The organism is Blastococcus sp. CCUG 61487 (genome assembly GCF_005222955.1).
Classification (GTDB): domain Bacteria; phylum Actinomycetota; class Actinomycetes; order Mycobacteriales; family Geodermatophilaceae; genus Blastococcus.
In genome coordinates this window covers 63,091-88,791 of record NZ_LWUA01000223.1, presented here as the reverse complement: position 1 = coordinate 88,791, position 25,701 = coordinate 63,091, and the positions used below count along the sequence as shown (strand labels likewise).

Annotated in this window: 24 protein-coding genes and 3 pseudogenes; 8 read left to right on the top strand and 19 right to left on the bottom strand. The window is 74.2% G+C overall.

Annotated elements, in window-relative coordinates:
• From A6V29_RS11865 to A6V29_RS11835, 8 genes and pseudogenes are all read right to left on the bottom strand, one after another.
• Positions 1-1,593, bottom strand: a complete 1,593-nt coding sequence (locus A6V29_RS11865) for a SpoIIE family protein phosphatase (protein WP_137160479.1) — start codon at positions 1,591-1,593, stop codon at positions 1-3.
• Between the two features lie 130 nt (positions 1,594-1,723).
• Positions 1,724-2,134: a molybdenum cofactor biosynthesis protein MoaE gene (locus tag A6V29_RS11860; protein ID WP_137160478.1), complete on the bottom strand. Its 411-nt coding sequence runs from the start codon at positions 2,132-2,134 to the stop codon at positions 1,724-1,726.
• Positions 2,131-2,709 (bottom strand): nucleotidyltransferase family protein, encoded by a 579-nt coding sequence (locus A6V29_RS11855; RefSeq protein ID WP_137160477.1) that lies wholly within the window; start codon positions 2,707-2,709, stop codon positions 2,131-2,133. The genes A6V29_RS11860 and A6V29_RS11855 overlap by 4 nt, the downstream gene beginning before the upstream one ends.
• A gap of 13 nt (positions 2,710-2,722) precedes the next feature.
• The gene (locus A6V29_RS22185; RefSeq protein ID WP_502700086.1) at positions 2,723-3,178 is read right to left on the bottom strand and encodes a TOBE domain-containing protein; all 456 of its coding nucleotides are present in this window, start codon (positions 3,176-3,178) and stop codon (positions 2,723-2,725) included.
• Between the two features lie 120 nt (positions 3,179-3,298).
• Positions 3,299-3,718 (bottom strand): annotated as a pseudogene (locus A6V29_RS22180) (ATP-binding cassette domain-containing protein); the annotation flags it as partial.
• Positions 3,719-3,771: 53 nt separating this feature from the next.
• Positions 3,772-4,575, bottom strand: a complete 804-nt coding sequence (locus A6V29_RS11845; protein ID WP_137160475.1) for an ABC transporter permease — start codon at positions 4,573-4,575, stop codon at positions 3,772-3,774.
• A complete protein-coding gene (gene modA / locus A6V29_RS11840; protein WP_137160474.1) occupies positions 4,572-5,330 on the bottom strand; it encodes a molybdate ABC transporter substrate-binding protein in 759 nt (252 codons plus the stop codon). Before modA ends, A6V29_RS11845 begins: the two co-directional genes overlap by 4 nt.
• Entirely contained in the window at positions 5,327-5,716 is a 390-nt protein-coding gene (locus tag A6V29_RS11835) for a TOBE domain-containing protein (protein ID WP_137160473.1), read from the bottom strand. The genes modA and A6V29_RS11835 overlap by 4 nt, the downstream gene beginning before the upstream one ends.
• A gap of 141 nt (positions 5,717-5,857) precedes the next feature.
• On the opposite strand from A6V29_RS11835, the gene A6V29_RS11830 reads away from it, so the two are divergent.
• The 3 genes from A6V29_RS11830 (at position 5,858) to A6V29_RS11820 (ending at position 10,920) form a co-directional block, all read left to right on the top strand.
• The gene (locus tag A6V29_RS11830; RefSeq protein WP_137160472.1) at positions 5,858-7,057 is read left to right on the top strand and encodes a DUF2786 domain-containing protein; all 1,200 of its coding nucleotides are present in this window, start codon (positions 5,858-5,860) and stop codon (positions 7,055-7,057) included.
• Positions 7,058-7,254: 197 nt separating this feature from the next.
• Positions 7,255-9,021: an HNH endonuclease signature motif containing protein gene (locus A6V29_RS11825; protein WP_137160471.1), complete on the top strand. Its 1,767-nt coding sequence runs from the start codon at positions 7,255-7,257 to the stop codon at positions 9,019-9,021.
• Positions 9,022-9,168: 147 nt separating this feature from the next.
• Positions 9,169-10,920, top strand: a complete 1,752-nt coding sequence (locus A6V29_RS11820) for a RecQ family ATP-dependent DNA helicase (RefSeq protein WP_137160470.1) — start codon at positions 9,169-9,171, stop codon at positions 10,918-10,920.
• A gap of 6 nt (positions 10,921-10,926) precedes the next feature.
• Here the strand turns inward: A6V29_RS11820 and A6V29_RS21945 are convergent, their stop codons facing one another.
• The 8 genes and pseudogenes from A6V29_RS21945 to A6V29_RS11785 all read right to left on the bottom strand — a co-directional run bounded on the left by A6V29_RS21945 (position 10,927) and on the right by A6V29_RS11785 (position 18,774).
• Positions 10,927-11,607 carry an SRPBCC family protein gene (locus tag A6V29_RS21945; protein ID WP_137160469.1) on the bottom strand — a complete coding sequence of 227 codons (681 nt, stop codon included), beginning with the start codon at positions 11,605-11,607 and terminating at the stop codon, positions 10,927-10,929.
• A gap of 9 nt (positions 11,608-11,616) precedes the next feature.
• Entirely contained in the window at positions 11,617-12,474 is an 858-nt protein-coding gene (locus tag A6V29_RS11810) for an FAD binding domain-containing protein (protein ID WP_137160468.1), read from the bottom strand.
• Complete coding sequence (locus tag A6V29_RS11805) at positions 12,471-14,963, bottom strand: xanthine dehydrogenase family protein molybdopterin-binding subunit (RefSeq protein WP_137160467.1); 2,493 nt, start codon at positions 14,961-14,963, stop codon at positions 12,471-12,473. The genes A6V29_RS11810 and A6V29_RS11805 overlap by 4 nt, the downstream gene beginning before the upstream one ends.
• Positions 14,960-15,454, bottom strand: a complete 495-nt coding sequence (locus tag A6V29_RS11800; protein ID WP_283956360.1) for a (2Fe-2S)-binding protein — start codon at positions 15,452-15,454, stop codon at positions 14,960-14,962. The genes A6V29_RS11805 and A6V29_RS11800 overlap by 4 nt, the downstream gene beginning before the upstream one ends.
• 116 nt (positions 15,455-15,570) lie before the next feature.
• Positions 15,571-16,692 (bottom strand): XdhC family protein, encoded by a 1,122-nt coding sequence (locus A6V29_RS11795; RefSeq protein ID WP_137160466.1) that lies wholly within the window; start codon positions 16,690-16,692, stop codon positions 15,571-15,573.
• A 74-nt stretch (positions 16,693-16,766) separates the two neighbouring features.
• Positions 16,767-17,393: pseudogene (locus tag A6V29_RS21630) on the bottom strand (vWA domain-containing protein); the annotation flags it as partial.
• Between the two features lie 317 nt (positions 17,394-17,710).
• Positions 17,711-17,812, bottom strand: a pseudogene (locus A6V29_RS22175) (hypothetical protein); the annotation flags it as partial.
• Positions 17,813-17,877: 65 nt separating this feature from the next.
• Positions 17,878-18,774, bottom strand: a complete 897-nt coding sequence (locus A6V29_RS11785) for an AAA family ATPase (RefSeq protein WP_137160465.1) — start codon at positions 18,772-18,774, stop codon at positions 17,878-17,880.
• A gap of 142 nt (positions 18,775-18,916) precedes the next feature.
• On the opposite strand from A6V29_RS11785, the gene A6V29_RS11780 reads away from it, so the two are divergent.
• Positions 18,917-20,560, top strand: coding sequence for a carbamoyltransferase family protein (locus A6V29_RS11780; protein ID WP_137160464.1), 1,644 nt, complete (start codon positions 18,917-18,919; stop codon positions 20,558-20,560).
• A gap of 18 nt (positions 20,561-20,578) precedes the next feature.
• Here A6V29_RS11780 and A6V29_RS11775 read toward each other — a convergent pair whose 3' ends face one another.
• The gene (locus tag A6V29_RS11775) at positions 20,579-20,815 is read right to left on the bottom strand and encodes a hypothetical protein (protein ID WP_137160463.1); all 237 of its coding nucleotides are present in this window, start codon (positions 20,813-20,815) and stop codon (positions 20,579-20,581) included.
• Entirely contained in the window at positions 20,812-21,387 is a 576-nt protein-coding gene (locus A6V29_RS11770; RefSeq protein ID WP_137160462.1) for a GNAT family N-acetyltransferase, read from the bottom strand. Before A6V29_RS11770 ends, A6V29_RS11775 begins: the two co-directional genes overlap by 4 nt.
• A gap of 72 nt (positions 21,388-21,459) precedes the next feature.
• On the opposite strand from A6V29_RS11770, the gene A6V29_RS11765 reads away from it, so the two are divergent.
• A complete protein-coding gene (locus A6V29_RS11765) occupies positions 21,460-21,759 on the top strand; it encodes an ArsR/SmtB family transcription factor (RefSeq protein WP_212719302.1) in 300 nt (99 codons plus the stop codon).
• 9 nt (positions 21,760-21,768) lie between these two features.
• Complete coding sequence (locus A6V29_RS11760; RefSeq protein ID WP_137160461.1) at positions 21,769-22,152, top strand: VOC family protein; 384 nt, start codon at positions 21,769-21,771, stop codon at positions 22,150-22,152.
• A gap of 13 nt (positions 22,153-22,165) precedes the next feature.
• Here the strand turns inward: A6V29_RS11760 and A6V29_RS11755 are convergent, their stop codons facing one another.
• Positions 22,166-23,746, bottom strand: coding sequence for an LCP family protein (locus tag A6V29_RS11755; protein WP_137160460.1), 1,581 nt, complete (start codon positions 23,744-23,746; stop codon positions 22,166-22,168).
• 185 nt (positions 23,747-23,931) lie between these two features.
• Here A6V29_RS11755 and A6V29_RS11750 point away from each other — a divergent pair, with 185 nt between their 5' ends.
• Both A6V29_RS11750 and A6V29_RS11745 read left to right on the top strand, forming a co-directional pair.
• Positions 23,932-24,882, top strand: a complete 951-nt coding sequence (locus A6V29_RS11750) for an acyl-ACP desaturase (protein WP_137160459.1) — start codon at positions 23,932-23,934, stop codon at positions 24,880-24,882.
• Positions 24,883-24,897: 15 nt separating this feature from the next.
• Positions 24,898-25,701: an exodeoxyribonuclease III gene (locus A6V29_RS11745; protein ID WP_137160458.1), complete on the top strand. Its 804-nt coding sequence runs from the start codon at positions 24,898-24,900 to the stop codon at positions 25,699-25,701.

The window sequence follows — 25,701 nt, the reverse complement described above, 5'->3', positions numbered from 1 at the left end:
TCAGCGCAGCCTGATCGCGACCAGCGCGACGTCGTCCTCGGGTCTGCCCTGCACGAGCCGCTCGATCATCTCGTCGCACAGCCGGCTCAGCGGCAGCGACGCCAGCTCGGCCGCGGTCCTCCGGAGCTCGGCCATGCCGGAGTCGAGATCGCCGCCCCGCCGCTCGATGAGCCCGTCGGTGAACATCAGCACCGTCGAGCCGCGCCGCAGCTCGAGGACCGATTCGTGCCGCTGGGCGTTGCGGTCCACGCCCAGCAGCAGGTCCCCCTGCCACTCCCCCAGCTCGCCGAGCCGGCCGTCCCCGTGGATGACCAGCAGCGGCAGGTGCCCGGCGTTCGACCAGCGCATCCGGGTCGCGCCGTGCTCGGGCTGGTCCGGCGGCCGCTCGAACCTGGCGACGGCGGCCGTGGCGTACGTGCCGACCTGCAGCTGGGCCATCGCCCCGTCCAGGCCGCGCAGCACCTCGGCGGGGCGGGCGTCGCTGTAGGTGGCGATGCCGCGCAGCAGGGCGCGCAGCTGGCCCATGGTGGCGGCGGCCTCCGTGTCGTGGCCGACGACGTCACCGATGACGAGCATCGTCGCGCCGCACGGCTGCACGAACGCGTCGTACCAGTCCCCACCGACCCGGGCCGCCTCCGCGGCCGGGGTGTACCGGACGACGATCTCGGCGTGCTCGGGCTGCACCGGCGCGGTGAGCAGGCTGCGCTGGAGCCCCTCGGCGAGCTGGCGCTGCTGGTCGAACAGGCGGGCGTTGTCCAGCGCCAGCCCGATCCGGTCGGCGATCTGGCGGGCGGTCCGCAGGTCGCGCTCGCTGGGCGGCTGCGGCCGGCTGATGAGCAGGGTGAGGGCGCCGACCACGCGGGCGTGACCGCGCAGCGGCAGCGTGACGCCGTGGGTCACCTCCACCTGTTCCAGCAGCTGGCGGGCCTCGCCGTCGGGCAGGATCTCCAGCGCTCGGGAGCCGGGGAAGGTGACGGTCTCGCCCTCGAGCAGCGAGAGCATCAGCGGTGCGCCGAGCGGGAGGTCGGCCAGGCGGACCGCGGCGTAGCGCTCGACCAGGGGCCGCTTGTCCTCCACGGCATGCCAGGAGCCGACGTCGTGCGGCCGCCCCTCGTCGTCCAGGACCGTCAGCAGGCAGCCGTCGGCCAGCGCGGGGGCCACCAGCCGGGGGATGCGCGCGACGGCGGCGTCGACGTCCAGCGTCCCGCCCAGCTCCGCGCCGATGCGGTCGAGCATCTCCAGCCGGTCCTGGGCCTCGCGGCGGTCGGTGACGTCGGAGAAGAAGAAGTGGACGCCGTCGTCGTCGACCGGCACCGCCTCGACGTCGTACCAGCGGTTGAGCGGATCGGGGTAGAACGCCTCGACGGTGGTCGTCACCCGCTCGCTCATCGCCCGGCGGAACGCCCGGCCGAAGTCGTTGGCGAGGTTCGCCGGGTAGACCGCCCAGTAGTTGTGCCCGACGAGGTCGGCCGCGGCGAGGAACAGCATCCGCTCGGCGGCCGGGTTGACGTGGGTGATGGTCCAGTCCTCGTCGACCGCCATGAACCCGACCGGCATCCCGGCGAGGACGCGGTCGCCATAGGGCCGTCCCATGTCGTTCGCCTCCCCCGGTCCTCCGCTCACCGCGGAGACGCCCGGAACAGCGCGGCACGTGCTCGGCCGGCTCGGTCAGTTATGCCACGGGCGGTCGAGGACCATCAAGCAGATCGGTGGCGACCCGCCATCACGGACAGGCCACCCACTCCTCCTCGCCGTCGGTGAAGACCTGCCGCTTCCAGATCGGCAGCCGCTTCTTCACCTCGTCGACGAGGTCGGCGCAGGCGGCGAACGCCTGGCCCCGGTGCGCGGCGCTGACCGCGCACGCCAGCGCGACGTCGCCGATCCCGAGCAGCCCGATGCGGTGGCTGACCGCCACGGCGTGCACGTCGTCCCGGGCGGCGAACTCCTCGGCCAGCTCGCGGATCACCTGCTCGGCGGTCGGGTGGCCGACGTACTCGAGCTCGGTCACCGAGCGGCCGCCGTCGTGGTCGCGGACCACCCCGGCGAAGCTGACGACGGCGCCGGCCCGCTTGTCGGCCACGGCGTCCTCGTGCTCGGCCACCGACAGCGGTTCATCCACGACCCGGGCGATCACGACGTCGACCGTACCCCGGGCGGCGGGACGTCGAGGTCCGTCGGATCGGCCAGGCCGGTGCAGTCGACCTCCGTCACGTCGCGGTCGGCGAGGTACCGGCGGGCGCCCTCGTCACCGGTCGCCGTCGCGATCACGCCGGCCCAGTGGTCGCGGCCGAGGAGCACCGGATGGCCGCGGATCCCCTCGTACGTGGCGACGGCGAGCGCGCCGGGGCCGGCGTGCGCGGCGACCGCGGTCAGCGCCTCCGGGGTCATCCCCGGCATGTCCACGAGCGTGATCAGGGCGGCGTCGACGGTCCCGGGCAGCCCGCGCAGCCCGTCGAGGCCGGTGCGCAGGGACGAGGCCATGCCGGTCTCCCACTCCGCGTTCGCGAGCACCGTGGCGCCGGAGAGGTCGGCGGTGCGCCAGACGTCGACCGCCTGCGCGCCGAGCACCACGAGGACGACGTCGCACGCCGCGCGCGCCGTCCGCACCGCGCGCTCGACCAGCAGGCTGCCCTCGAACTCGACCAGCGCCTTCGGCTTCCCGTAGCGGCGACCGCCCCCGGCGGCCAGGACGACGGCTGCTGTGGTCATGTCCCCCACCCTGTCACCGCTCGTAGACGGTGATCTCCGAGGCCTTGACCGCCGCCCACACCTCGTCCCCGGGCACCAGCTCGAGCTCGGCGAAGGCGGCAGCCGTGATGTCGGCGACCAGCGGGACCTCGCCGTGCAGGTCGCACCGCACCGTCGTCCCGTGCGGCGTGGCCCCGGTGAGCCGCAACCGCCAGACGTTGCGCGGACTGCCGTCGGGGTGGCTGCGGAACAGCGCCACGCTCTCCGGGCGGACGGCGGCGAAGACCGGTCCGGCCACCTCCTCGGGGACGGCCACCACCCCGCCGCCGTCGAGGCGCACGCTCGCGCCCTCACCGGTCCCCGGCAGCAGCGAGAGCCCCACCAGCCGGGCGACGTAGTCGGTGCGCGGCCGGCGGGCCACGTCGGCGGGCGCCCCCTCCTGGACCACCCCGCCGTCCTCGACGACGACCACCCGGTCCGCCAGCGCCATCGCGTCGACGGGGTCGTGGGTGACGAGCACGGTGCTGCCGCGGAACTCCGCCAGGTGCCGGCGCAGCTCGGCGCGCACCGCGAGGCGGGTGCGGGCGTCCAGGGCGGAGAGCGGTTCGTCCAGCAGCAGCAGGGCGGGCTCACCGACCAGCGCCCGCGCCAGGGCCGCCCGCTGCGCCTGGCCGCCGGACAGCTGCGCCGGTCTCCGGGCGCCGAGCTCGCCGATGCCCACGCGGTCGAGCCAGGCGGCGGCCGCCGCGCGCCGGTCGGCCCGGGGCACGCCGCGGGTGCGCAGCCCGTAGGCGACGTTGTCGGCCACGCTCAGGTGCGGGAAGAGCAGCGCGTCCTGGAACACCATGCCGAGCGAGCGCCGCGGGGCGGACAGGTGCGTTCCCGCGGGAACGTCGTCCCACTGGCGGCCGTCGACGACCACCCGGCCACCGTCCGGGGGCAGCAGCCCGGCGAGGACGCGCAGCAGCGTGGACTTCCCCGCGCCGTTCGGGCCCAGCACGGCCAGCACCTCGCCGTCGGCGACCTCCAGGTGCAGCCGGAGGTCGAGGGCGCCCCGGCGGACGGCGACGTCGGCGGAGAGGCTCACGCCGCCGCTCCCCGCAGCCAGCGGTCCCGCAGCAGGAGCAGCGTGGCCAGCGAGACGGCCAGCAGGACCAGCGAGAGGACGACGGCGGCCTCGGGCTCGCGCTGCAGCGCCAGGTAGACCGCCAGCGGCATCGTCTGGGTGGTGCCCGGGAAGTTGCCGGCGAAGGTGATGGTGGCGCCGAACTCGCCCAGCGCGCGGGCCCAGCAGAGGACCGCGCCGGCGGCGATGCCGGGCGCCACGAGCGGGAGCGTGACGGTGCGGAACGTCGTCCACCTGTCGGCGCCGAGCGTGGCCGCGACGTCCTCGAAACGGGCGTCGGCGGCCCGCAGCGCCCCCTCGACGCTGATCACCAGGAACGGCATCGCCACGAACGTCTGGGCGAGGACGACGGCGGCCGTGGTGAACGGGATGGTGATCCCGAAGGCGTCGTCGAGCCAGGAGCCGACGATGCCCTGCCGGCCGAACACGAGGAACAGCGCGACGCCGCCCACGACGGGCGGGAGGACGAGGGGGACCGTGACCAGCGCCCGGAGGACGCTGCGCCCCCGGATGCGCGAGCGGGCGAGCACCCAGGCCAGCGGGACGCCGAGGACCAGGGAGAGCGCGGTCGCCAGCGTCGCGGAGAGCAGGGACAGCCGGAGCGCCTGCCCGACGCCGGGCGCCGCGAGCTGCTGGGGCAGCGAGGACCACGGCGCGCGGACCAGCAGGCCGAGGACGGGGAGCACCAGGAAGCCGACGGCGAGGACGGCGGGGACGACGAGCGGCAGCGGGACGGCCGCCCCCTCGCGGGACCGGTTCACGGCTCGCGGAAGCCGGCGTCGGCCAGCGCCCGGCGGCCGCGCTCGGACAGCAGCAGGTCGACGAAGGCGCGGGCCGCGTCGGGGTTGGGCGCGCCGTCGAGGACGCAGACCGGGTACTCGTTGACCACCTCCTCGGCCTCGGGCACCGGGATGCCCTCGACGTCCCCGCCGGCGCCGGCCACGTCGGAGGCGTAGACGAGCCCCGCGTCGACCTCGCCGAGCCGCACCTTGGTCGCCACCGCGCGCACGTCCTGCTCGAGCGTGTCCGGGGCGGCGGTGACGCCGGCCGCGGCGAGGACCTGCTCGGCGGCCTCGCCGCAGGGCACCTCCGGGGCGCAGAGGGCGATGGCGAGTTCCTCGCGGGCCAGATCGCGCAGGCCCGTGACCCCGGCCGGGTTGCCGGCCGGGACGGCGATCTGCAGCACGTTGGCCGCGAAGACGTCGGGCTGCTCCGCCAGGCCCTCCCCCGTGACGACGGCCATCTGCGCCTCGTTCGCCGCGGCGAAGACGTCCGCCGGGGCGCCCTGGACGAGCTGCGTGGCCAGCGCGGAGCTGCCGGCGAAGGTGTACCGCACGTCGAGCCCAGGGTTCGTCTCCTCCAGCTCCTCGCCGAGCTCGGTGAAGACGTCGGCCAGGGAGGCGGCGGCGAAGACGGTGAGCGTGCCGCTGGTCCCACTGCTCCCCCCGCTGCTCTCCCCGCCACCGCAGCCGGCGAGGAGCCCGACCGCCGCGAGCAGCGCGACGCCGCGCTTCACGGGACGTCCACGCTGACCTGGGTCGCCTTGACGGTGGCGACCGCGCGGACCCCGACCTCCAGCCCGAGCTCGTCGGCGGCCTCCCGGGACATGAGCGAGACGACACGGAAGGGCCCCGCCTGGATCTCGACCTGCGCCATCACCGTGTCCCGCACGACGCCGGTGACGATCCCGGTGAGCCGGTTGCGGGCCGACGACGGCGTCGTGCCCGGTTCGGGGGCGTCGCGGAGTCCGGTGGCGAGACGGGCGAGCTCGACGCCGTCGACCGTGGCCGGGCCGGCGTCCCGGTGCGCGGTCAGCCGGCCGGCGTCGAGCCACCTGCGGACGGTGTCGTCGCTCACGCCGAGGAGCGCAGCGGCCGAGGCGATGCGGTAGCGGTGCGGCACGCCGGCACTCTACCGCCGCATCTGCGGTTCGATTCGAGCGTCCTGATCCGCATCCACGGAGAATCGCTCGCCTGTGGATGGGAGTGTGCTGTCCACAGGTGCTGCGGCGCGGTGTCGTCCCGCCGGGGCAGCATGCCGAACGTGACCGATGACGACCTTCTCGTGGAGCTGCTCCGCTACCGGCCGGATGCCGCCTCGGCGGCGCAGCTGGCGTCGAGCCTGGGCCACCGGTACCCGGACGTCGACGCCGGCGGGCTCACCACCCGGACCCTGGTCGAGGCGCTGGACGAGGTCTGGGAGCGGGGCTGGCAGCCGGCCGACGTCGCGCACGCCGCCCGGCGCGAGGCGACCACCGGCTCGGTCCCGCTGGTCGTCGCGCTGATCGGCGCCCACGCCCGTCGGACCGACGCCGAGCGGCGGGCGCCGGAGACCTGGGTGGGCCAGCTGCGCGAGCTGGGCGCCCTCGGTGACGGGGACGGTGCGGTGGTCGCCGCCTGGCAGCGGTCGGGGCGCCGGTCACCGGCGGAGGCGTGGCGGATCGTGCTGCAGCTGCTCGGCGTGCTGCGCGGCGCGGCACGGATCGACGTCCTCGTGCCACCGCCGTCGCGCTGGGTTGCCGCGCGGACGCAGCCGGCCGGCCCGCCGGCGCCGGGGGACGACCGCGCCCTGCGGCGCATCCGCGGGCTGCTCGCGAAGGCGGAGTCGACGGAGTTCGCCGAGGAGGCGGAGGCCCTGACCGCGAAGGCACAGGAGCTCATGACCCGGCACGCGGTGGACGTGGCGCTGCTCGCACCGGACGCCCCTCCGGCCGGGGATGTCGCCACCCGCCGGGTGCACGTCGGCGATCCCTACGTGCGCGCCAAGATGCAGGTGCTCGCGGCGGTCGCCGAGGCCAACGACGTCCGGCTCGTCTGGTACCAGGGGATCGGCATCGCCAACCTGGTCGGCGCCCGAGCCGACCTCGACGCCGTCGAGCTGCTGTTCACCTCCCTGCTGCTGCAGGTCGCGCAGGCGCTGGCGGCCGCCGAGCGGCGCGACGGCCGGCGGTCCGCCTCGCGCACGTTCCGCCGGGCGTTCCTGCTCGGGTACGGCCAGCGGATCGGCGAACGGCTGCAGACCGCCCGGCGGGAGGCCACCACCGCGGCCGCCGAGGAGTCCGGGCTCGACCTGCTGCCGGTGCTCCGGAACCGCCGCGAGGCCGTCGACGCGGCGGTCACCGAGCTCTTCCCGAAGGTGCGCGCCAGCCGCAGCCGGGCGTCGGTCGATGCCGGCGGCTGGTACGCCGGGCGGTCGGCCGCCGAGCGGGCCGACGTCGGTTCCCGCCACTCGCCGCTGACCTGAGCGAGAGACGTTCCCGCGGGAACGTCTCTCGCCCACTGCTGCAGACCTGCTCCTGCCGGGTGCTGGACCTGCCCGGCCCGCCCGCCGACCTTCCCTGCGTCAGGTCAGCCCGGCACGTTCCCGCGGGAACGCCTCTCCGGGGCCGACTGCGTCGTTCACCTGCGAGAACTGTCACACCCCGGTCCTAGTGTTCGAACATGCGATCGAATGACGATGAGCAGGCGACGCTCGCCGAGCTGGCACTGGCGATCACCACGGCGGCGGTGCGGATGGCGGCGGCCACCGCCTCCTGGCTGCGCCTCGTGCGGGATTTCGACGAACGCGACGGCTGGGCCGGGGTGGGCATCAAGTCCTGCGCTCACTGGCTGGCCTGGCAGTGCGGCATGGGCACGGGTACGGCCCGCGAGCACGTGCGGGTGGCACGGGCGCTGGCCCGCCTGCCACGGATCGAGGCCGCGTTCGCCGCCGGCCGGCTGTCGTTCTCCAAGGTGCGGGCGTTGACCCGCATCGCCGAGCCGGACTGCGAGCAGATGCTGCTCGAGTTCGCGCTGGCCGCCACCGCCTCGCAGACCGAGCGGTTCTGCCGGTCCTGGCGCCGCGTCGACGATGCCGCCGACGGCGGGGGCGGCCACCGCGGGCAACGCGAGCAGTCCTTCGAGCACTGGTACGACGACGACGGCACCCTGACGATCAAGATCCGCATGCCGGGCGATCGCGGCGCGGAGGTGTTGACCGCCATCGAGGGTCGGGCCGAGCGCGACGCCCGCCGTGAGCGAGCCCAGGCGACGAAGGCCGCCGCGCAGCACGAACGGACCCGCGCCGCGGGCGGCACCGTCGACCCCGAGGTCGAGCAGCGCTGCCTCGACGACGCGTCCGCGCGACTGGTGCGGGAGCGCACCACCGCCCGCCGCATCACCGCCTTCGCTGATCTGGTCACCCGCCCCGATGACGACCGGCGCCCCGGTGACCCACCGCGCCGCGAGGTCGTCGTGCACGTGGACGCCGACGTGCTGGCCGACGACACCGCCGCCGGCCGCGCCTACATCGAGGGCGGCCCGGCGATCACCGGCGCTCAGGCGCGCCGCATGCTCTGCGAGGCCACCGTGGTGGCGATGATCGAGCGGGGACGTGAACCCCTCGCGCTGGGGCGGCGTCGACGCCTGGCCAGCAAGGCCCAGAAGCGGGCGATGCTGCGTCGCGAGGGTGGATGCGTCCGCCCCGGCTGCCCCGAGACGCGGATCGAGCGCCTGCACGCCCACCACACGCGGCACTGGATCTTCGGCGGGCGCACCGACATCCAGGAGATGGTGCTGCTCTGCGACGTCGACCACGGCCTGGTGCACGAGCACGATCTCGTCGTCTCCCGACGCGACGGCACCGTCGTGGTCACCGATCCGGACGGGCGGAGGGTGTGGGGCGGCGCCGACGCAGCCTTCGCAGCGGGGGTGGACGGACCCTCGCCGGATCCGCGTAGCGGCGACGATCCCTACGCCGGGGTGCACCCGATGGACGAGACCGTCGGTCGGCGGCCGAGCGCGCGCTCAGCTCCGGCCGCATCCCAGGGAGCCACCGATCGTCGGTCTGCGGACGGCCCGAGGCTCCTGCAACGCCGTCCGGCAGGACGGGTGAGGTCCGCGGACCAGCGTGGCGGCGCGCGACGTCGCCGCCGATCGGGGCCACCTGCCGCACCGGCGGTCTCCGTGGCGCGCGAACGCCGACGCATCGACCAGGCGCTCTTCCCCGATGGCGCTCCGGACCAGGCAGCACCGGCACCGGCGCCCTACGAGCGGCTCGACATGGCGTACGCGATCGGTGTCCTCATGACCAACCGCGACCTCGCGCGCCGGCTGGCGACGGAGGCAGCGGGCGCGTCCGAACGGGGCGTTCCCGCGGGAACGCCTGGATCGGCGCCATCGGGTGGCCGAGCAGGGGTGGGACAGCCCTGGGGAGCGGGCCCCTCGTGAGCAGAGGCCGGAGCAGACGTTCCCGCGGGAACGTGCGCGGGACGACGGCGCCTCCGCCCAGCACGAACCGGCAGCGAACCGGCGACGAACCGGCACGGTGACGTCCGGCACCGTTTGCCGCGCCCGGGCACCGGGGACAGGGAGCCGGTGCCGCGTGCCTCGTCCTCCGCCCCGTCCGACGCCGACTCCGACGCCGACACCGCAGAGGAGAACCCCGCAGGGGCGACCGCGTCGGTCCGCACCCGGCGGATCCGCGAGTTCGCCCGCGAGATCCTCGGCTTCGAGGAGTTCCGGCCTGGCCAGGAAGAGGCCATGCAAGCGGTCGTCGGCGGGCGCGACACCCTCGCCGTCCTGCCCTCGGGCGCGGGCAAGACCGCGATCTACCAGGTCGCCGGTCAGCTCCTCGACGGACCGGTCGTCGTGGTCTCCCCGCTCATCGCCCTCCAGCGCGACCAGGTCGAGCGGCTCACCGACCTGGAGGAGCAGGCCGGCCGGGCCGCTCAGCTGAACTCGACGATGTCGCCCGGCGATCAGCGCGAGGCGCTCGAGCAGCTCGGTGACGGAACTGTCCGCTACCTGTTCCTGGCACCCGAGCAGCTCGCCAAGGCCGACGTCGTCGAGGCCCTCGCAGCCGCCCACCCCGCGCTGTTCGTCGTCGACGAGGCGCACTGTGTCTCCGCCTGGGGACACGACTTCCGCCCCGACTACCTCCGCCTCGGCACCGCCGTCGAGCAGCTCGGCTCCCCCACCGTCCTGGCGCTCACCGCGACCGCCGCCCCGCCCGTGCGCGCGGAGATCGTCGAACGCCTCGGCATGACCGACCCCGCCGTCGTCGTCGCGGGCTTCGACCGGCCGGAGATCCGACTGGAGGTCGACCACCACGCCGACGCCCACGCCAAGGAGCAGGGCGTCCTGGACCGGGTGCTCACGGAGGTGGGCGAGGGTCGCGGCCCGGGCATCGTCTACAGCGCCACCCGCAAGGGCACCGAGACCATCGCCGCCGAGCTCGAGGAGCGTGGGCTCCGGGCGCGGTACTACCACGCCGGCCTCAACAAGGGAGACCGCGAGGAGACCCAGCGCGCGTGGATGGAGGACGAACTCGACGTCGTCGTCGCCACCACCGCCTTCGGCATGGGCATCGACAAGCCGGACACCCGCTTCGTCGTCCACGCGGAACCTGCCGACTCCATCGACAGCTACTACCAGGAGATCGGCCGGGCGGGCCGCGACGGGGAACCGGCGCTCGCCGTCCTCGTCTACCGCCAGGAGGACCTCGGCCTGCGCCGCTTCTTCGCCGCCGGCGCCCCCGCCGAGGAGGAGCTCCAGCAGGTCGCGGGGCTGGTCGCCGCCGCCCACGCCGCAGACCTGGAGGACGGCGTCGACGTCCCGACGCTCCGCGAGGAGACCGGCCGGGCCGCCACCCCGCTGGTCCGCGACCTCAACCTGCTCGAGCAGGTCTCCGCCATCGTCCTCGACGAGGAGGGCGCAGCGCACCCGGCCGACGGCGCCCCAGCACCCGGCGAGGCCGCCCAGCAGGCCCGCGAGCTCGCCGAGCACCACGAGAAGGTCGACCAGAGCCGCGTCGAGATGATGCGCGGCTACGCCGAGACCACCGAGTGCCGCCGGCAGTTCCTGCTCGGCTACTTCGGCGAGCAGCTCGACGAGCCGTGCGGCAACTGCGACACCTGCACCGCCGGCACCGCCCACGAGCACGCCGACGCAGCGCCGCAGGACACGCCCTTCCCCGTCGAGACGCCGGTGGAGCACAGCGAGTGGGGCGCGGGCGTGGTCATGCGCGTCGAGGACGACCGGGTCACCGTGCTGTTCGACGAGGTCGGCTACAAGACGCTCGGGCTGGCCGCCGTCGTCGACAACGACCTGCTCCGGACCCGCGCCTGACGGAACTCACCCGCGGCGGCGGACCAACCAGACGATCAGCAGGGCGACGGCGAGCGCGGCCGCCGGCCCGGCGTAGCGGGCCGCCGCGGCCCCTCCGGCGACCTCCAGCAGGTTGATCGGCTCCGGTTCGGCCGCCGGAGCAGCCCGCGCCGGAGCAGCGGTCGGCGCCGCCGCAGCAGCCGGCACCGTCGGGGCCGGCTCGGGAGCAGCGACCAGGGGCGTCGTCGACGGCGCCTCCTCCTCTCCCGCCCCCAGCTGCTCGGCCAGCTTGTCGGCGAACTGACCGAGCAGCTTGTTGCCGACGTCGGTCATCACCCCGCGGCCGAACTGCGCCGGCCGCCCGGTGATGTTCAGGTCGGTCATGACGTCGACCCGCGTGTGGTCCCCCTCGGGCGCCAGGGTCGCGGTCACGACGGCGGCCGCCGTGCCGTTCCCCCGCTGGTCCTTGCCCCGCGCGTCGATGACCGCCCGGTGCGCCGCCTCGTCCTTCTCCACGAACGACGCCTTGCCCGTGTAGGTCAGGTTGATCATGCCGAGCTTCACCTTCACCCGGCCGGTGAAGTCGTCGCCCTCGACCGAGTCGAGCGCGGCGCCCGGCATGCACGGCGCGATCCGCTCGATGTCCAGCAGCACCCGCCACGCCTCGTCGATCGGCACGGGCACGGTGAACGAGTTCTCCAGTTGCACGTGAAACCCCTAGAGCCCGGCCGCCGCGGTGACCGCCCGCCGGGTCAGCACCCGCGCCAGGTGCTCGCGGTAGTCGGCCTGGCCGTTGAGGTCGTCGCTGGGCTGGGTGCCGTCGGCGGCGCGACCGGCCGCCTCGGCGATCGCCCCGCCCCCGGCGCCCGCCCCGGCCAGCGCCTGCTCGGCCGCCGTCGCCCGCAGCGGGACCGGGCCCATGTTGGTCAGCCCGATCCGCGCCTCGGCGATGTGCCCGTTCTCCCGCCGCACCGCCGCGGCGACGCCCACGATCGCCCACGCCTGGGCCACCCGATGGAACTTCTCGTAGCGCATCCCCCACTGCCCGGTGAGCTTCGGGATGCGCACCTCCACCAGCAGGTCCTGCTCGCCCAGCGCGGTGGTCAGGTAGTCCACGAAGAACTCCCGGGCCGGCACCGTCCGCCGCCCGGCAGCACTGGCGACGACGAACTCGGCGTCCAGCGCCAGCGCCACCGCCGGCAGGTCACCGGCCGGGTCGGCGTGGGCCAGCGCGCCGCCGAAGGTGCCGCGGTGCCGCACCTGCCGGTCGGCGACGGTGCCGGTGGCCTCGGCGACCAGCGGCGCGTGCTGGGCGATCAGCGGATCGGCGAGCACGTCCGAGTGGGTGGTCATCGCTCCGATCACGATCGCGTCGCCGTCGTCACGGACCCCGCGGAGCTCGGCCACCCGCCCCAGGTCGACGACGAGCGACGGCGCGGCGAGCCGCAGCCGCATGACCGGGATCAGCGACTGCCCGCCGGCGAGCACCTTGGCGTCCTCACCGCCCTCCGCCATGGCGGCCAGCGCCTCGTCCACCGTGGTCGGCCGGGCGTAGTCGAAGGCAGCGGGGATCATCGGTCGCCTCCCAGCGAGGACTCCGGCGTCGCGACACCGGTGGTGGTCTCGGTCTGCGCGCCGCCGTAGGCGTTGGTGCCGGCGGTGGCGCGATCACCGCCGTCACCACCTGACTGCAGGGCCCGCCACACCCGTTCGGGGGTCAGCGGCATCCGGATGTCCGAGACCCCCAGATGGCGCACGGCGTCCAGCGCGGCGTTCACGACCGCCGGCGTCGAGGCGATGCACCCGGCCTCGCCGACGCCCTTCGCCCCGATCGGGTTGCCGGGCGCGACGTGCACCGTGTTCCCGGTGTCGAAGTGCGGCAGGTCGGCCGCCGAGGGGACGAGGTAGTCGACGAACGTGCCGGTGGTGAGGTTGCCGTCGGCGTCGTAGACGGCCTCCTCGTACAGCGCCTGCGCGATGCCCTGCGCCAGCCCGCCGTGCACCTGCCCCTCGACGATCAGCGGGTTCACGATCGTCCCGACGTCGTCCACGCACGCGTACTTCCGGATCTTCACCATGCCGGTCTCGGTGTCGACCTCCACCGCGCAGACGTGCGTGCCGTGCGGGAAGGAGAAGTTGACCGGGTCGAACGTGGCGTCCGCGTCGATCGAGGGCTCCACCCCCTCGGGGAAGTCGTGCGCGGCGAAGGTGGCCAGCGCGACCTGCTGGATCGACATCGCGGTGCCGGGCGTGCCCCGCACCGAGAACGACCCGCCCTCGAACTGCAGGTCCTCCTCGGCGGCCTCGAGCAGGTGCGCGGCGACCTTCCGGGCCTTGCTCACGACCTTCTGCGCGGCGTTCACCACCGCCGCGCCGCCGACGACGAGCGAGCGCGAGCCGTAGGTGTCCAGCCCGCGCGGGGAGATGGCGGTGTCGCCGTGCAGCACCTCGACGTCCTCGAACGGGACGCCCAGCTCGTCGGCGACCAGCTGGCTCCACGCCGTCTCGTGCCCCTGCCCGTGCGGCGTCGAGCCGGTGACCACCTCGACCTTGCCGGTGGGCAGCATCCGGATCGAGGCGTGCTCCCAGCCGCCGGCCCCGTAGTCGAGCGAGCCCAGCACCCGGGACGGCGCCAGCCCGCACATCTCGGTGAACGTCGAGAACCCGATGCCGAGCTGCACCGGATCGCCCGACTCGCGACGGCGGCGCTGCTCCTCGCGCAGCTCGTCGTAGCCGAGCAGCTCCAGCGCCTGCCGGGTGGCCTCGCCGTAGTCGCCGCTGTCGTACTCGAGCCCGGCGACGGTCGTGAACGGGAACTCCTCGGCCCCGATCCAGTTCTTCCGGCGCAGCTCCAGCGGGTCCATCCCGAGCTCGACGGCGAGCTCGTCCATGATCCGCTCGATGGCGAAGGTGGCCTCGGGCCGCCCGGCCCCGCGGTAGGCGTCGGTCGGCGTCTTGTTGGTGAAGACGCCCTGGCAGTCGAAGCGGTAGGCCGGGAACTTGTAGATCCCCGGGTACATGAACGCGCCGAGGATCGGGACCCCCGGGCTGACCAGGCGCAGGTAGGCGCCCATGTCCGAGAGGATGTGCACCTTGAGACCCTTGACCATGCCGTCCCGGTCCGCGGCGATGTCGACGTACTGGATCTGGTCGCGGCCGTGGTGGGCGCTCATCAGCGACTCGCTGCGGGTCTCGGCCCACTTGACCGGCTTGCCGAGCCGCCGCGCCACCAGGAGCGTGAGCACCTCCTCGGGCGTCACCTGCAGCTTGCCGCCGAACCCGCCGCCGACGTCGGGGGCGATGACGCGCAGCTTGTGCTCCGGGATGCCGGTGATCATCGCCAGCATGACCCGCAGGATGTGCGGCACCTGGGTCGAGGACCAGATCGTGTAGTTGTCGCCCTGCGGCTGGACGACGGTGGCCCGCGGCTCCATGAACGCCGGGATCAGCCGCTGCTGCACGAAGCGCCGGCTCACCACCACGTCGGCGTCGGCGAACGCCCGGTCGGTGTCCTCGCCGGTGCCGGCCTCGCCCGCGTCGAAGATCCACCGGAAGCTCTCGTTGGACGACAGGTGCGCGTGGCAGAGCTCCGGCTCCTGCCCGACGGCCTGCTCCATGTCGAGGACGACGGGTAGCTGCTCGTAGTCGACGTCGACCAGTTCGACGGCGTCCTGCGCGGCGACCTTGCTGCGGGCGACGATGACCGCGACCGCCTCGCCGACGTGGTTCACCTCGTCGACGGCGACCGACGGGTGGCCGGGGTTGGCCATCTCCGGCGTCACGGGCCAGGCGCACGGGATCGATCCCTGCTCCTCGGCGAAGTCCCGGCCGGTGTAGACGGCGACGACGCCGGGCGCCGAGCGCGCCGCCTCGACGTCGACGGCGGTGATCCGGGCGTGCGCGACCGGGGTGCGGACGACGGCGAGGTGGAGCATCCCCGGCAGCACCAGGTTGTCGGTCCACGTCGTCCGGCCGGTGATCAGCCGGGCGTCCTCCTTGCGCCGGCGAGCCTGCCCGACCTCCTTGACCGGCGCCTGGGCGGCCCGGTCCTCCACGGCGGTCATGCCTGGGCCCCCGCGTTCATCTCCCGGGCCGCCTGCTGCACGGCACGGACGATGTTCTGGTAGCCCGTGCAGCGGCAGAGGTTGCCCTCGATGCCCTCCCGCACCTCGTCCTCGCTGGGGTCCGGGTTGTCGCCGAGGAGGTCGACCGCGGCCATGATCATCCCGGGGGTGCAGTAGCCGCACTGGAGGCCGTGCAGCTCGTGGAACGCCTTCTGCACCGGGTGCAGCGCGCCGTCCGGCGAGCCGTCGGAGCCGGCCAGGCCCTCGATGGTGGTGACCTCGCTGCCGTCGGCCTGGACCGCCAGCACCGTGCAGCTCTTCACCGCCTCGCCGTCCAGGTGCACGGTGCACGCGCCGCAGTTGCTGGTGTCGCAGCCGACGACCGTGCCGACCTTGCCCAGCTGCTCGCGCAGGTGGTGGACCAGCAGGGTCCTGGGTTCGACGTCGTCGGTGTAGGTCACCCCGTCGACACGCATCGAGATTCGGGTCACGGATCCTCCGCTCGGATCGCTCAGATCGCCCGGTGGGCCCCGGTCGCCACCGGCTCTGAGTGGAGTCTGTCCTGTCCGAGTGATTTAGGCCACACCTTCGTCGGCCGACCTGGGCGTCAGCGCTCGGCGGTCCGGTGGATGGGCCCCTCCGTCTCGGCCAGCCGCTCGCCGGAGCCGCCCCAGCGGCCCGCGATGATCTCGGCCGCGATCGACACCGCGGTCTCCTCCGGCGTCCGGGCGCCCAGGTCCAGGCCGATCGGCGAGGCCAGCCGGGCGAGCTCCGCCTCCTCCAGACCGGCCTCGCGCAGCCGGTCCAGGCGGTCGTCGTGCGTGCGCCGGGAGCCCATCGCCCCGACGTAGGCGACCGGGAGCCGCAGCGCGAGCTCCAGCAGCGGGACGTCGAACTTCGGGTCGTGGGTGAGCACGCACAGCACCGTGCGCTCGTCGACCCGGCCGGCGTCCACCTCCTCCTGCAGGTACCGGTGCGGCCAGTCGACGACCACCTCGTCGGCGTCCGGGAAGCGCTTCGGGGTGGCGAAGACCGGACGCGCGTCGCAGACGGTGACCCGGTAGTCGAGGAACGCCCCGAGCCGGGCGACGGCGGCGGCGAAGTCGATCGCGCCGAACACGACCATCCGGGCGCGCGGGGCGAAGGAGTTGACGAACAGCGTCAGGTCGTCGCCGCGGCGCTCGCCGTCGTGGCCGACGTGCAGCATGCCGGTGCGGCCGGCCGCGAGCATGCCGCGGGCGTCGGCGGTGACCGCGTCGTCGAGGCGCTGCAGTCCCAGGCTGCCCGACGTCCGGTCCGGCCAGAGCACCATCCGCCGGCCCACGCGGTCCTCCGGACCGGTCACGCACGTGACGACGGCGACGGGTTCGTGCCGGTCGACCGACTCCTTGACCGCCCCCAGCTCCGGGAAGGACTCGCGCGAGACCGGTTCGACGAACACGTCGAGGATCCCGCCGCAGGTCAGCCCGACGGCGAAGGCGTCGTCGTCGCTGACGCCGTAGCGGCGCAGCGCCGGCGCACCGGTGTCGACGGCGTCCCGCGCCTCCTCGTACACTGCGCCTTCGACGCAGCCACCCGAGACGCTGCCCACCGCGGTGCCGTCGGGCCCGACCAGCATCGAGGCCCCGGCCGGCCGGGGCGCGGAGCGCCAGGTGGCGACGACGGTGCCCACCCCGACGGTCTCCCCCGCCTGCCACCAGCCGACCAACTCCTCAAGAACATCGCGCATTCGACTGATCCTTTCCGGCCCCGTCCCGAGGCTCGTCCCGAGCCTGCGAAGGATGAGGAGGACGGGGTCCTTTCTCACGCATTCGCGATCACTCCTGTCAGCTCCTCGAACGCGGCCAGGCTGTGTCCGGCCACGAAGTGGTCGACCGAGGGCAGCGCCGCCTGCATGCCCGCGGTGAGCGGCTCGTACCCGGCCCGGCCCTTGTGCGGGTTCACCCACACCACCGCGTGCGCCAGGCGCCCCAACCGGGCCATCTGCTCGCCGAGCAGGCCGGCGTCCCCGCGCTCCCAGCCGTCGCTGCACAGGACGACGACGGCGCCCCGCGCGGTCCCGCGCTGCCCCCAGCGGTCGAGGAAGGCCTTGAGCACCTCGCCGAGCCGGGTGCCGCCCGACCAGTCCGGGATCGCCGAGCCGCCGGCGGCCAGCGCCCGGTCCGGGTCGCGCAGCCGCAGCTCCCGGGTGACCCGGGTCAGCCGGGTGCCGACGGTGAAGACCTCGGTCGAGCCGGGGCGGGCCCGCACCGCCACGTGCGCGAAGCGCAGCAACGCGTCGGCGTAGGGGCTCATCGAGCCGGAGACGTCCACCAGCAGCACCACGCGGCGGGGCCGGGACGAGCGCCGGTGGCGCAGGAGCCGGCCCACCTCGCCGCCGTCGCGCAGGGCCCGGCGCACGGTGCGGCCGGGGTGCACGGCGCCCACCGGTCCGGGCCGCGCCGCCGCGAGGGACGCATCGGCGCGGCCGGCCGCAGCAGCGCGAACAGCCGGCGCAGGTGCTCGCGCTCGGCGACGGTCAGCTCCCCGACGTCCCGGTGCCGGAGCACCTCGGCTGCGCTGGCGCGCACCGCGAGCTCCTGCGCCGCCGGCGCGCCCTCGTCGTCACCGGTGCCGGCGTCCAGCGGCGCCATCACCGAGACCACCCGCCGCTCGGGCCCCGCGGTCTGCGCCCGGCGTGGCCGCTCGCCGCCGAACCAGGCGGCGAACGCGCCGTCGTAGCGGTCGAGATCGTCGGGGCTGCCGCACAGCGTCAGCCGGCCGGCCCAGTAGACGTCGGACGGCGACAGCACGTCGAGGTGGCCCACCGCGGCGAGCATCGCCTCGACGCGGTCCGGGGAGGCCGGCACCCCGGCCGCCCGCAGGGTGCGCGCGAAGCCCACCACCGTCCCGACGACGTCGCTAGGCACCTGGATCACCGAGCACCGAACAGCGCTCCCCCCACCTGCAGCTGGACCCGCTCGGTGTCCTCCCGGTACTTCAGCACCGCGCCGAGCGTGCGGGCGGCGACGTCCGGGTCCAGCTCCCGCGCCCCGAGCGTGTGCAGCGCCGTCGCCCAGTCCAGCGCCTCGGCGACGCCGGGCGGCTTGAGCAGGTCGAGGGTGCGCAGCGTCGCCGTCGCCCGCGCCACCTCCCGCACCAGCCGCTCGGTCACCTCCGGCAGCCGGGCCCGCAGGATGGCCACCTCGCGCTCGAAGTCCGGATGCGCCAGCCAGTGGTACAGGCAGCGCCGCTTGAGGGCGTCGTGCACCTCCCGGGTCCGGTTCGAGGTGAGCACCACCAGGGGCGGGTGCTCGGTGCGGACGGTGCCCAGCTCGGGGATCGAGATCGTGAAGTCGGACAGGAGCTCGAGCAGGAATGCCTCGAACTCGTCGTCGGCACGGTCGATCTCGTCGACCAGCAGGACCGACGGCGAGTCCTCGAGCGCCTGCAGCAGCGGGCGGGCGAGCAGGAAGCGCCGGTCGTAGAGCGAGGCCTCCAGGGCGGCGGGGTCGTCGACGGCGTGCGCCGCCTCGGCGGCCCGCAGGTGCAGGAGCTGGCGACCGAAGTCCCAGTCGTACAGGGCCTGGCTGGCCTCCAGGCCCTCGTAGCACTGCAGCCGGTAGATGGGCCGGCCGGTGACCTCTGCCAGCGCGTGCGCCAGCGCGGTCTTGCCCACCCCGGCCTCGCCCTCGAGGAACAGCGGCCGCTGCATGGCCAACGCCAGGTAGGCGGCCGTGGCCAGCCCCTGGTCGGGGAGGTAGCCGCTGCGCTCCAAGGCGGCCGCGAGCTCCTCGGGGCTCGCGGGTGCGCCCGCTGTGCTGTCGGTCACACCCCGAGCATCCCACCGGAGCGGCGCTCCCGGGCCGCCGGCGGCGTCCGCTCCGACCTGCGACTCCGACCCGCCGCCCGCATGATCGCTGCAGAGCGCCCGGGCACCCCTCCCCTCACCGCCCGGCCGGGAGGAGCACCAGGTGAAGGTCCTCGGCATCAACGCGATCTACCACGACCCGGCCGCAGCGCTCGTCGTCGACGGGCGGACCGTCGCCGCCGCGGAGGAGGAGCGGTTCAGCCGGCGCAAGCACGGCAAGCGGCCGCTGCCGTGGAGCGCCTGGGAACTGCCGGAGCTGTCGGCCGCGTGGTGCCTGCAAGAGGCCGGCATCCGCCCCGAGGAGCTCGACGCCGTCGCCTACTCCTTCGACCCGGGCCTGATGACGACGCCGGAGGACACCGGCCTGTTCGACGATGGCGACACGATGCGCAGGAAGTACGCCGAGATGGCGCCGGACTTCCTCGCCCACGCGCTCCCCGGCCTCGACCCGGCGAAGGTGCGCTTCGTCAAGCACCACGTGGCGCACGCGGCGTCGGCCGGGCAGGCGGCTCCGCAGCGGGACAACGCCGTCCTGGTGCTCGACGGCCGCGGCGAGGCGCACAGCCACCTGGCCGGCCGCTACGTCGACGGGCAGCTGGAGATCCTCGCCGGCCAGGCCCTCCCCCACTCGCTGGGCCTGATGTACGAGGAGCTCACCGACCACCTCGGCTTCCTGCGCAGCTCCGACGAGTTCAAGGTCATGGCGATGGCCTCCTACGGCAAGCCACGCTTCCTCGGCGAGCTGTCCGAGCTGATCCGGGCCACCGACGACGGCGGGTTCCGGACCGAGCGGATCGACTTCACCGAGTTCGCCCCGCGCCTGGGCAAGGACGAGCAGTGGACCGAGGCGCACGCCGACCTCGCCGCCAGCGTGCAGACCCGCCTGGAGGAGGTGCTGGTCGACCTCGCCCGCTGGCTGCACGAGCAGACCGGAGAGCGCACCCTCACGATGGCCGGCGGCACCGCGCTCAACTGCGTGGCGAACACCCGGATCCTCGCGGAGAGCCCGTTCGAGCAGGTGTGGGTGCAGCCGGCCGCCGGTGACGCCGGCACCGCGCTCGGCGCCGCCCTGCACGTCGCCGCCGAACTCGGCGACCGCACCGAGCCGATGCCCGGCGCGGCGCTCGGCCGGGGGTGGAGCGACGAGGAGATCGAGCGGCGGCTGCAGACCGCCGCCATCGCCTACGAGCGGCCCGACGACGTCGCCGAGGCGGTGGCCGAGGTGCTCGCCGACAACGGCATCGTCGCCTGGTTCCAGGGCCGCAGCGAGTACGGGCCGCGGGCGCTGGGCCAGCGGTCGCTGCTCGCCCACCCCGGGTTCGAGGCCAACCTCGAGCGGATGAACGACGTCAAGGGCCGCGAGCAGTTCCGGCCCGTGGCGCCGATGGTGCTGCTGGAGCGGGCCGCCGAGATCTTCAGCCGCGGCCCGATCCCCTCGCCGTACATGCTCTTCGTGCACGACGTCGCCGAGGAGTGGCGCGAGCGCATCCCCACCGTCACGCACGTCGACGGCACCGCGCGCATCCAGACCATCGACCCGGACACCCAGCCGCTCGTGCACCGGATGATCTCCGCCTTCGAGCGCCGCACCGGCCTGCCCGTGGTGGTGAACACCAGCCTGAACACCGCCGGGCGCCCCATGGTGGACGATCCGCGGGACGCTCTGGAGTGCTTCGGCTCGGCGCCCGTGGACCTGCTGGCGATCGGGCCGTTCGTCGTCCGCCGGGCCAGGCCGACGACCAGGTGACCGGGTCCGGCGACGGACCTATCGCCCCCGACCGTCCGAGGCCCGCCGGTACAGGACCGCGCCCACGACCGCCACCACGACGGCGACCACCAGCTGGGCCACGCCCCAGCCCGCCCTGTCGCTGCCGAACCAGGTTACCGACGAGACCAGCAGGACGACGGCGATCCCGACGACGAACAGCGCGATCTGCCGGACCCTGGCCTGCTCGGGGGTGCGGCCGTGGTCGGGCGTGCGGTCGGGAGAGCCGGGGGTCATGACCCCGGGTCTACCAGAGCGCGCGGCTGCTCGGGGACGGGGGCCTGCAGCCGGCGGATCAGCAGGATCTCGTCGCGGTCGTCCCCGGGGGCGACCCGCACGGCTCCGGGCAGCCGGCCGAACTCCGTGTAGCCGAGGCCCCGGTAGAAGCCGTCCACCCCGGTGCCCCCGCGCGCGCTGAGCGTGAGGAACTCCCACCCGCGCCCGACGGCGATGCGGTGGACGCCCTCCATGAGCGCCCGCCCGAGGCCGGTGCCCTGCCGGGAGGGGTGCACCTGCACCCGCAGGACCGTCGCCCAGTGCCGGCGCAGCGGGGACGACGACCCGACGAGGACCGCGAAACCCGCGAGGACGCCGTCCACGGTCAGCACGCACAGCACGTCCCGCCCCGAGGCGACCCCCTCGACCAGCCGCTCCAGCGCCGGAGCGACGTCGTCGGGGGTCACCGGCGGCACGAAGCCGACCGCGCCGCCGGCGTTGCTCACGTCGGTCCAGCAGGCGAGCAGGTCGGCACGCAACGCGGTGTCCACGCCGGTCTCCGCACGGACGTCGACGGTGGCCACGACGGACATCCTCCCGCGCCCGCACCGCGCCGGTCCGCCCGGGCTTGTCAGGCAAGCGGTTGCTTGCCTATCGTCGTGGTCGTGGGCGACGTGTTCAAGGCGCTCGCCGACCCCACCCGACGAGCGCTCCTCGACGAGCTGCAGGAGCGCTCGGGCCAGACCCTGTACGAGCTCGTCACCCGGCTGATCACCCGCCACGGGTCCACCTCCTCCCGCCAGGCCGTCTCCCAGCACCTCGACGTCCTGGAGAGGGCCGGGCTGGTCCGGACCCGGCGGGAGGGCCGCTACAAGTTCCACGACCTCGACACCTCTCCCCTGCGCGCCATCACCGACCGCTGGCGCCTCGACCCCGAGCCCCCGCCCCCGGGAGCGAACCCCTAGGAGGACCCCGTGCGGATCACCCTGACCAGCGTCTTCGTCGACGACCAGGAGAAGGCCCTGCGCTTCTACACCGACGTCCTCGGCTTCGTGAAGAAGAACGACATCCCGATGGGCGAGCACCGCTGGCTCACCGTCGTCTCGCCCGAGCAGCCCGACGGCGTGGAGCTCGTCCTGGAGCCCGACGAGAACCCGGTCGCCAGGGCGTACAAGGACGGGCTGGTCGCCGAGGGCATCCCCTACAACTCCTTCACCGTCGCCGACGTGCAGGCCGAGTACGACCGGCTGACCGGGCTCGGGGTGCGCTTCACCCAGCCACCGACCGAGATGGGCCCGGTCACGACGGCGGTGCTCGACGACACCTGCGGCAACCTGCTCCAGCTCGCCGCGATGTGACCCGCGGTGTGGGTCAGCGGCGCGTGGGCGGCTTGCCGGCGGCCCGCGCCTCCGCGGCCTGGGCGCGGTCGTAGGCGCAGGCGTCACCGATGTCGCTCGGCCGCACCGGCGGCTCGGTGGTGCTCGTCGAGGGCGTGGCGGTGGAACCGCTCTGCGGGGCCCCGCCCGTGCCGACCGGGTCGCCGTCCCCGGCGTCGTCGGGCGGCGGGGTGGCCGAGTCGGGCCCGTCCGGCGTCATGAGCGCCGCGAAGACGATCCGCCGGATCTCGTCGTAGTCCGGATAGGCCGGATCGATCACCGAAGGGTCGAAGACGACGCTGCGGATGTCGGCGTCCTTGACGAGGAAGGCCAGGTCGACCAGGTCGTCCAGGACCGAGCGCGGGATGTCGGTGGAGACGACATCCTTCGTTGTGCGGGCGATCTCCTGGTACTTGCGCAGCAGCGTCATCGGGTCGGCGGCGTCGACGATCGCGTCGATCGCGCAGCGCTGCCGGTCCATGCGGTCGTAGTCGGTGAGCCCGAAGCGGCCGCGCGCGAAGGCGAGCGCGGTGGCTCCGTCCAGGCGCTGGTCCGGCCCGGGCGCGATGTAGTCGTCGGGGAGCACGCCCAGCGTGGGCTCGCCGCCGATCGGCACCCAGTAGTTGACGTTCACCGTGATGCCGCCGAGCGCGTCGACGAGCCGGCTGAACCCCTCCAGGTTGATCAGCACGTGGTAGTCGATCTCCAGGCCGAGCGCCTCGCCGACCCCGAGCTTGAGGAAGTCCGCACCGGCGTCGTCGGTCGCGCCGAGGACGTCGGGGTACATGGCCGGCCCGTTGCGGTAGACGGCGTTGAGCAGGCTCTCGCTCTCGGACCCCGCGTCGAAGCCGTCGGGGTACAGGTCGCCGAGCGGGCTGTCGTCCGGGAAGGGCAGGTCCTCGAGGTTCCGGGGCAGGCTGAACAGCGTCGTCGTGCCGTCGCCGGTGTCGACGCTGGCCACGATGACGGTGTCGGTGCGCACGCCCTCGCGCCCCTCGCCGCCGTCGCCGCCGAGCAGGAGGATGTTCACCCGCCCCTTGTCGCCGAACGGGTTCCGGTCCTCGTCGACGGTCGCCGACCTGCCGTCGTCGGTGAAGACGTCGGCGATGAGGTCGCGCTGCACCAGCCCGATCCGGCCCGCCGCCACCGCCGGGGTGACGACTGCCACGACCAGCCCCACGACCACCACGCCGCCGAGGACGCGCTTGCCGCGACCGAGGCCGCGGGGGACGAGGAGCAGGTAGCCCGCGACCACCGAGAGGCACCACAGCAGGGCCAGGACGCCGACGCCCCCGACGATCCACAGCAGCCACTCGGTGTCCACCGCCGCCCGGACCGCGGAGCGCTGGCCACCGGTGGCCAGCCAGAGCCCGCCCGCCGCCAGCAGCAGGAACAGCCCCAGGACGACCCCACCGAGCACGCGGCGACCGGCCGCCAGGAAGGCGGTACCGGGGACGGCGGCGTTGAGGACGGTCCAGCCGAGCGCGGCACGGAGGCTGCCGGCACGCCGCCTGCCGGACCGGGGCGGAGGAGCCGCGGACGGCGGTCCGGCCGGTGCCGCGGGCGCGGAACTCACCGGTCGGCCGTCGCTGCGCACTCCGAGGTCACCGACCCATGGTCCCACCGAACCGGCGCCGACGACGCCCGGCGGCCGCCGGGTGGCCGCGTACCCCCCGCGCGGGCGACACGCCGGAGGCGTCGCGGCGGCGGTTACGGAGCCGTAGGTTACGTAGGCGTAGGCAGATTCCCGGAGGTGCACGGATGTCCAGGACCGATCCGCAGAGCGCGGTGCTCATCGAGCTCGAGCCGGTGGTCGCGGAGAACCTCGACCGGCACATCCGGATGGCCAAGGAGTGGCACCCGCACGACTACGTCCCCTGGGACGAGGGGCGGAACTTCGCCTTCCTCGGCGGCGAGGACTGGTCGCCCGAGCAGTCCCGGCTGGACGCGACGGCGAAGGCCGCGATGTTCGTCAACCTGCTGACCGAGGACAACCTGCCGAGCTACCACCGCGAGATCGCCACCCGGTTCGGCCGCGACGGCGCCTGGGGGCAGTGGGTCGGGCGCTGGACGGCGGAGGAGGGCCGGCACGGCGTCGCGCTTCGCGACTACCTGGTGGTCACCCGCGGGGTCGACCCGGTCGAGCTGGAGCGGGCCCGGATGGACTACATGACCACCGGCTACGACTCCGGCGACAAGAGCTCGCTCGAGGCGATCGCCTACGTGTCGTTCCAGGAGCTCGCGACCCGCGTCTCGCACCGCAACACCGGCCGGGCCACCGGCGACCCGATCGCCGACAAGCTGCTCGCCCGCATCGCGACCGACGAGAACCTGCACATGATCTTCTACCGGAACCTCGTCACCGCGGCGTTCGACATCGACCCGGACGAGATGATGAAGGCCGTGGCGAAGGAGGTCATGACCTTCGAGATGCCCGGCGCGAACATGGCCAACTTCCGCAAGAATTCGACGATCATCGCCAAGGCCGGCATCTACGACCTGCGGCTGCACCACGACGAGGTCGTCGCCCCCATCCTGCGCACCTGGAAGGTCTTCGAGCGCAGCGATCTCGGGCCCGAGGGCGAGCGGGCCCGCGAGGAGCTGGCGGCCTTCCTGACCGGTCTCGACGCGCAGGCGACCAAGTTCGTGGAGAGCCGCGAGCGGCTGCGCGCCCGGATGGCCGCCAGGGGCGAGGTCCCCGTCCAGCTGTAAGTAGGGTCGGTCGCCATGCGCCTGGCGACCTGGAACGTGAACTCGATCCGTACCCGGGCCGACCGCGTGGCCGCCTTCCTGCAGCGGCACGACGTCGACGTGCTGGCCCTGCAGGAGACCAAGTGCCGCGACGACCAGTTCCCGGAGATGGTCTTCAGCGCCCTGGGGTACGAGGTCGCGCATGTCGGCCACTCGCAGTGGAACGGCGTCGCGATCCTGTCCCGGGTGGGCATCGACGACGTCGAGATCGGCTTCGACGGCATGCCCTCCTGGTCGTCGAAGGAGGGGCTGGACCCGACGCCGGAGGCGCGGGCCATCGGAGCCACCTGCGCCGGCGTCCGGGTGTGGAGCCTCTACGTGCCCAACGGCCGCGCGCTGGCCGACCCGCACCTGGACTACAAGCTGGCGTGGCTCGACGCGTTGCGGACGGCGGCGTCGCGCTGGCTGGCCGAGCGGCCCGAGCTGCCCACGGCGCTGGTCGGCGACTGGAACATCGCGCCACAGGACGACGACGTCTGGGACATGTCGGTCTTCACCCACTCCACGCACGTCTCGCCGGCCGAGCGCGCGGCGTTCGCACGCGTCGTCGACGCCGGGTACGCCGATGTCGTCCGGCCCTACGCCCCCGGCCCGGGCGTCTACACCTACTGGGACTACACGCAGCTGCGCTTCCCGCGCCGCGAGGGCATGCGGATCGACTTCGTGCTCGGCAACCCGGCCTTCCAGCGGCGGGTGGTCGACGCCCGGATCGACCGCGAGGAGCGCAAGGGCAAGGGCGCCAGCGACCACGCCCCCGTGATCGTGGACCTCGGGGAGTAG

Coding starts and splice junctions, on each gene's coding strand:
- A6V29_RS11865 (WP_137160479.1), bottom strand. CDS start 1,593: ATGGGACGGCCCTATGGCGACCGCGTCCTCGCCGGGATGCCGGTCGGG.
- A6V29_RS11855 (WP_137160477.1), bottom strand. CDS start 2,709: ATGACCACAGCAGCCGTCGTCCTGGCCGCCGGGGGCGGTCGCCGCTAC.
- A6V29_RS22185 (WP_502700086.1), bottom strand. CDS start 3,178: ATGGCGCTGGCGGACCGGGTGGTCGTCGTCGAGGACGGCGGGGTGGTC.
- A6V29_RS11825 (WP_137160471.1), top strand. CDS start 7,255: ATGCGATCGAATGACGATGAGCAGGCGACGCTCGCCGAGCTGGCACTG.
- A6V29_RS11810 (WP_137160468.1), bottom strand. CDS start 12,474: ATGATCCCCGCTGCCTTCGACTACGCCCGGCCGACCACGGTGGACGAG.
- A6V29_RS11805 (WP_137160467.1), bottom strand. CDS start 14,963: ATGACCGCCGTGGAGGACCGGGCCGCCCAGGCGCCGGTCAAGGAGGTC.
- A6V29_RS11795 (WP_137160466.1), bottom strand. CDS start 16,692: ATGCGCGATGTTCTTGAGGAGTTGGTCGGCTGGTGGCAGGCGGGGGAG.
- A6V29_RS11775 (WP_137160463.1), bottom strand. CDS start 20,815: ATGACCCCCGGCTCTCCCGACCGCACGCCCGACCACGGCCGCACCCCC.
- A6V29_RS11770 (WP_137160462.1), bottom strand. CDS start 21,387: ATGTCCGTCGTGGCCACCGTCGACGTCCGTGCGGAGACCGGCGTGGAC.
- A6V29_RS11750 (WP_137160459.1), top strand. CDS start 23,932: ATGTCCAGGACCGATCCGCAGAGCGCGGTGCTCATCGAGCTCGAGCCG.
- A6V29_RS11745 (WP_137160458.1), top strand. CDS start 24,898: ATGCGCCTGGCGACCTGGAACGTGAACTCGATCCGTACCCGGGCCGAC.